This window comes from Clostridium sp. UBA1652, from assembly GCF_002320975.1.
In the GTDB taxonomy this organism is placed as follows: Bacteria; Bacillota; Clostridia; order Clostridiales; family Clostridiaceae; genus Clostridium_T; species Clostridium_T intestinale.
The window spans coordinates 26,551-32,280 of sequence record NZ_DCLI01000071.1 but is presented as its reverse complement, the minus strand read 5'-3'; the positions used below and the strand labels follow the sequence as shown (position 1 = coordinate 32,280).

At 32.4% G+C, this 5,730-nt stretch carries 7 protein-coding genes; 5 read left to right on the top strand and 2 right to left on the bottom strand.

Translation table 11 applies throughout. From position 1 onward, the window contains the following. Positions 1-32: 32 nt before the first annotated feature. Positions 33-1,010 carry a recombinase family protein gene (locus B3N22_RS14565; RefSeq protein ID WP_286908278.1) on the top strand — a complete coding sequence of 326 codons (978 nt, stop codon included), beginning with the start codon at positions 33-35 and terminating at the stop codon, positions 1,008-1,010. A 248-nt stretch (positions 1,011-1,258) separates the two neighbouring features. Here the strand turns inward: B3N22_RS14565 and B3N22_RS14560 are convergent, their stop codons facing one another. Both B3N22_RS14560 and B3N22_RS14555 read right to left on the bottom strand, forming a co-directional pair. Next, entirely contained in the window at positions 1,259-1,981 is a 723-nt protein-coding gene (locus B3N22_RS14560) for a permease (RefSeq protein WP_349676638.1), read from the bottom strand. Next, complete coding sequence (locus tag B3N22_RS14555) at positions 1,978-2,460, bottom strand: permease (RefSeq protein WP_286908274.1); 483 nt, start codon at positions 2,458-2,460, stop codon at positions 1,978-1,980. The genes B3N22_RS14560 and B3N22_RS14555 overlap by 4 nt, the downstream gene beginning before the upstream one ends. Before the next feature lie 106 nt (positions 2,461-2,566). Between B3N22_RS14555 and B3N22_RS14550 the strand changes: the two genes are divergently transcribed. The 4 genes from B3N22_RS14550 (at position 2,567) to B3N22_RS14535 (ending at position 5,012) form a co-directional block, all read left to right on the top strand. Further along, positions 2,567-3,211: a Crp/Fnr family transcriptional regulator gene (locus B3N22_RS14550; RefSeq protein WP_286908271.1), complete on the top strand. Its 645-nt coding sequence runs from the start codon at positions 2,567-2,569 to the stop codon at positions 3,209-3,211. A gap of 181 nt (positions 3,212-3,392) precedes the next feature. Continuing rightward, on the top strand, positions 3,393-3,707 hold the full coding sequence (locus tag B3N22_RS14545) for a cupin domain-containing protein (protein WP_286908270.1): 315 nt from the start codon (positions 3,393-3,395) through the stop codon (positions 3,705-3,707). A 21-nt stretch (positions 3,708-3,728) separates the two neighbouring features. Further along, positions 3,729-3,917 (top strand): ferredoxin, encoded by a 189-nt coding sequence (locus tag B3N22_RS14540; RefSeq protein WP_286908268.1) that lies wholly within the window; start codon positions 3,729-3,731, stop codon positions 3,915-3,917. Positions 3,918-4,139: 222 nt separating this feature from the next. Further along, the gene (locus B3N22_RS14535; protein ID WP_286908266.1) at positions 4,140-5,012 is read left to right on the top strand and encodes an anaerobic carbon-monoxide dehydrogenase catalytic subunit; all 873 of its coding nucleotides are present in this window, start codon (positions 4,140-4,142) and stop codon (positions 5,010-5,012) included. Positions 5,013-5,730 lie beyond the last annotated feature (718 nt).

The following is a 5,730-nucleotide window of genomic DNA, read 5'->3' as shown; positions in this document are numbered from 1 at the left end:
AATATTGACATAAGACCAAAGGGCATTTAGTTATTGAGCCGAATGGTGCGGAAGTTGTAAAAAGAATTTACCGTGAGTATTTGGAAGGAGCAAGTCTTATAGAGATAGCAAGAGGATTGATGGCAGATAATATTTTAACCTCTGCTGGAAAAGAAAAGTCGAGACCAGAAACCATCAAAAAAATACTTCAGAATGAAAAGTATATTGGCGATGCTCTTTTACAGAAAACTTATACGGTAGATTTCCTTAGCAAAAAGAGGGTAAAGAACGATGGTATAGTTCCCCAGTATTATGTGGAAAACAATCATGATGCCATCATACCACGGGATTTATATATGCAGGTTCAGGAAGAGATGGAACGTAGGTCTAACATCAAAAGTGGTGATAGTGGTAAAAAACGAATTTACAGCAGCAAGTATGCTTTATCAACCATTGTTACCTGCGGACACTGCGGGGATATCTTTCGAAGAATTCATTGGAATAACCACGGTTGCAAATCCATCGTGTGGCGATGTGCAAGCAGGCTTGACAAAACAGCTGTGGATTGTCCTGCACGAACCATGCGGGAAGAAGATTTGCAGAACGTTGTGGTGCAGGCAGTCAATTCCGTTTTTGAATCTAAGACACAATTTATGGATATTCTAAATCGAAACATTGCAGTAGTCATGAACCAGGTCGATGGCAGTGAGGTAGAACTGGTTGAACGGAAATTGGAACAGCTGCAAAAGGAACTGCTCAAGCTGGCAAATAACAATCAAGATTACACCATTCTTGTCAATGAGATTTACCGACTTCGAGATGAGAAGGAGACTGCACTGGCTAAGAATACAGGATTTGCAAGCCAGAAACAAAGAATGGCTGAAATGACAAAATTCCTTAAAGAGCAGAAAGGTATTATACAAGAGTATGACGAGCAGATAGTTCGCAAGCTGATAGAGAAAATTACAGTGCATGATGAAAGAGTCACTGTTGCCTTTAAATCTGGGATGGAGATTGATGTGGAGATATAGGGTGAGCCAAATAAACAAATCACCCTATATTAAAATTTTAGGGATAATATTAAGCATAACTGATGAATTTATAGCAACTCTATCGAATGCACTCGTGCTGAGCATTTAAAGACAATAGTAAATAAACGGATGATTGAATTACTATTTTGGATTATATATTAAAATATATTTTTATAAGAATTAAAGCTACGATATGAAATCGTAGCTTTAATTCTTACTTTAGATTATATTAGCAGATTTTTATCAGTTTATCTTTTATAAAAGCCAATAGCTTTAACAGGACAATTATCAATTGCTTTATTAAGTTTTGTATCATCAAGAATTAAATCGTATTTTTTAACTTGTGCTTTTTTATTACTTATTTCAAAAAGTTCTGGATAGTTTTTTACACATAGAGAACAACCCATGCAAGCATTTCGATTTATTATTACCCCTTCTTGTTCAGGTGTGGACTCGCTTGGTATATCTTCATCTTTAACAATTTTCGAAGTTATCCATGAGAAAATAACAATGGCAATAACAGTGAGAATCCAACGAACAACCATAAATTCAATTCCTAAAAATTTTATTTCATTTAGAAGCATAGGGATTTTTATAACCGCCCAAGAACTGAGTATTATGACAATATTTTTTATTGATGCTCCTTTTTTATGCAACATAATACAAACTGGGAAAGCAGCATAAATAGGTCCGGCAGATATTCCTCCAAGAAGGAATGATAGAATAGTGCCTTTAAATTTTGATTGCTTACCAAGATATTTCATTATTGTTTCTTTTGGCACCCATACATCAAGCAAGGCTGTCAAAACGAAAATAACTGGCATAATCATAAGCATTTCTTTTAAATAGTACCCACTGTTGCCTACCGCAGTCATACCAGTTTCAGGTTTAAGAATAAATATTAATACGTATGCAATAATAATTATTGCTGTAAATAAATTTTCTTTAAGTATTTTTGTAATCTTTATCATACTATCACCCCCATAACAAGTGCTATAACTATAGCAAATACAAAGCTAAGTCCATTTCTGACAATTGTAAATTTTATTCCGAATTCTTTTTTTTCAAGTGGAAATGTAACAACTCCAACCATAGTTAATGTTGTTAAAAAAGCAATAGAAGGGACAACCCCAACACCTGCACCAATAAGTGTTCCAACAAGAGGAAATGCAATAAAAGCAGGAATAAGAGTAATTGTCCCAAACAGTGCAGATACGATAGTAGCAATTAAAACATTTTGATTCTCAACATATCCTGCAATTTGTTCAGGTGGAAGTAACGCTAAAACAAGACCTATTAGTAAAATAATTGACAATATACTGAGAATCATACTTTTTCCCATACCAAAAGCCATTCTAAGTGCATTTTTTGTTTTTTCTTTGTTTTTTACCAGAGAAAAAATAAGAAAAATAATTGTTCCTATCCATATTGCTATAGTGAATATATCCATTTAAAATCCCCCTTTGTTATTTGATAATCCGATTATAAGTGATTTTTATATGAGACAATAGACACCAATGTTTCTTTTTGATATAATATTAAAAAGGGGGCATAGTATGAAAGATATTGACTTTATAAAATGTGTTCCGATTTTGAACTCTGTTACTGATATTGAATTACTCGTTTCCCAAGGTCAAATCAAAATTAAAAAGTATGCAAAAGGGGAAACCTTATATAATCAAGGCTGTTTATGTAATTCTCTTGATATTGTCGTTACAGGCAGTCTTACAGCTTACTCTCTTACTGAGAGTGGTTCTTCAACAATAATGTTTGAATTTAAAAAGGATAGTATTATTGGTGCAAATCTGTTATTTGCCACCCATAATATCTACCCTCTTAGCATATATTGTTCATCCGAATGTAAGCTTATTCATATAGAAAAAACAACTGTAGAAACATTACTTCACAATTATGATTTTGTAATGTCATATGTAAAATCTCTATCGCAAAATTCTCTTGGACTAAATCACAAAATTGCCATGTTTTCACGAAAAACACTTCGCCAGAATATTTATGAGTATTTATTACAACAATCAATTGTTCAACATTCGCAAACAGTGTATTTGCCTTTCAGCAAAAAGGAATTTGCCGATTATCTCGGAGTACAGCGCCCTTCGCTTTTTAGAGAATTAAAAAAAATGCAGTTTGACGGCATTATTAGCATTGATAACCGAAAAATAAAAATATTAAAGCATATGTAAAATTATCTTCATCTTTAAGCACATACTTATAAAGCGAATATTGATTATTGCAAAAAATAATAAGTTACGTTGCATTTGCAACATACTTTTGCAAAGTTTAACAGTATAATGAATATAAATCGATTTGTAGTATTAATTGCTAAATATATTGAAATAATAATTGAGTTGGAGGTGTTAAATCTTGATTGAACAGATATTTGAACTGGCTAGAGGTAATGAAAAGGCTGTTGAGAAAGTTGTATTCGACGAAAATGTGCATTATCTTCACATGATTTTTAATAAAGATGAAGGGCTTCCTGAGCATTTTTCTAATTCAAACGTTTATATGACAGTTATTAGAGGAAAGCTTTCAATAGGACTCAATGATCAGGAGATCCATGAGTATGAGGCAGGTACTTTATTGAAAATACCGTTTCAAACGAAGATGAATGTGAAAAATTTGCATCATGAAACATTGGAGCTTATTGTTGTAAAAGCACCAGCTCCCAAAATGTAAAAATATGAAAGGGTGAATGAAATGAAAGCAGAAATTGATAGAGACGGTTGTATTTCCTGTGGGCTTTGTGTGTCTGTGTGTCCAGAAGTATTTCGTATGGGTGATGATGGTCCGGCTGAAGTTTATGTTGATTCTATACCATTAGATGCAGAGAATTCAGCATTAGAAGCAAGAGACGGTTGTCCTGTATCTGTAATAACAGTTGAATAACAATGTAATAGCTAATAAGTATTGCCTCATCATAAAATTCATTGATGGGGTTATATTTATAATGGGAGTAAATATTATTTAGGTGTATTAGAGGTATACAGGATTTATTTATTCAAATACGAACTGAACTCTGCAGCATTATTGCGGGGGTTTGACATTTTATAATAAATTTTATTCAGTCTGGAAATAATATATCTATCCCAAAATATTAGGAGGTTTATTATGGAAAATTCAATGTTCTGTTATCAGTGTGAGCAAACATTAGGTGCTAAAGGCTGTGTAAAATCAGGTGTATGTGGTAAAAATCCTACGGTTGCCAATTTACAAGATGTACTTATTCATGAATTGAAAGGCATTGGTTTTTACGGTCAAAAAAATTTGGAGAAAGGGTTAAAAATTAGGAGTGAAATCAATAAGTTTGTGGTAGATACTATGTTTTCTACTCTTACTAATGTTAATTTTGATCCGACTAGATTTGTTGAGTATATTAAAAAAGCCGAAGAAATAAAAGACGAACTTAAAAATGCAGTTGGTGAAATTGAAAATGTACCTAAAGCGGCAAATTACAGAGCACCAAATACGATGGAAGAAATGGTGGAAGATGCTAAAAATATAGGGATTATGTCTGATGAAAAATTAGATATGGATATACGTTCTTTAAGGGAATTGTTAATATACGCATTTAAAGGAAAGGCTGCATATGCGCATCATGCTTATATACTCGGCAAATTTGAGGATGAAGTCAATAATTTCTTTTACAAAGGCTTAGCAGGTACGATTGATGATAGCTTAAGAGTACTTGATTGTGGCCAATGCAGTGATTCATATTCAGCTATTAAGGTTGCGGTTGCGTTAGCAGAAGCATTTAACTGTGGAGTCAATGAGTTACCACTTTCATTAGTCCTTTCTTGGTATGAACAAAAAGCAGTTGGCATACTTCTTACGTTATTATCTTTGGGCATTAAGGATATTCGTCTTGGACCAACACTACCTGCATTTATTACACCAAATATATTGCAAGTATTGGTTGATAAATTTGGTTTAAAACCTATTTCAACCCCTGAAGAAGATTTAAAAGCGATTTTAGGTCAATAACATTAATTACTATTATGGTTGGAGTTATCATTTAAAGCAAAATATTATTAAAAAAATAGAGGAAAACATACTGCAATTAAAATGGTTTAAATAATAAAAAGAGTATCCTTTAATTGTCACATTGCCAATTGAAAGATGCTCTTTTATACGCTATAATTACAATACTTTGGAAAAAGATTTGAATATCCTGAAACATTTCAACTATCCCTGCAACCTTTAGGCTGTCAAAGATATGTCTTAACTAATTAGGCTGTTTCTTGAATAATATGGTAATAATGATAGGTAAAATCAGTCAAGAAAATTACTAAATGTTACCTAAACTGGTTTGACATCATATAAATCCTCTCGTACCACATAGTAAAAGAAAACATATCTAAGGTAAAGCTAATTTAGCAAATATTTATGAATTATTTCACTTTACAATAGGATATGAAGAAATATGAAGATAGTATAACACATCACAAGAGGGTTGTCGCTAAATAATTAGTGCACAGCTCTTTTTTTATAGGTTTATTATCTTATTCCTCTTGTTTTTTGGGTACTTTTCTATTTTTCTACTTAAGTACTTAACTTCTTATTAAAAATAATATTGAAATGAATTTAATGAGACTTGAGAAGAAGTCTCTACAGTAATATTGTGCTTAACTTCTTATTAAACATAATAATAATCTAATGAATCTAATGAGGCTTGGGAAGAAGCCTCTACAGCAGCAAGGTG

What these genes read in the sequence shown, in the direction of transcription:
- B3N22_RS14555 (WP_286908274.1), bottom strand. Translation starts at nt 2,460, where the DNA reads ATGGATATATTCACTATAGCAATATGGATAGGAACAATTATTTTTCTT.
- B3N22_RS14540 (WP_286908268.1), top strand. Translation starts at nt 3,729, where the DNA reads ATGAAAGCAGAAATTGATAGAGACGGTTGTATTTCCTGTGGGCTTTGT.
- B3N22_RS14535 (WP_286908266.1), top strand. Translation starts at nt 4,140, where the DNA reads ATGGAAAATTCAATGTTCTGTTATCAGTGTGAGCAAACATTAGGTGCT.
- B3N22_RS14560 (WP_349676638.1), bottom strand. Translation starts at nt 1,981, where the DNA reads ATGATAAAGATTACAAAAATACTTAAAGAAAATTTATTTACAGCAATA.
- B3N22_RS14550 (WP_286908271.1), top strand. Translation starts at nt 2,567, where the DNA reads ATGAAAGATATTGACTTTATAAAATGTGTTCCGATTTTGAACTCTGTT.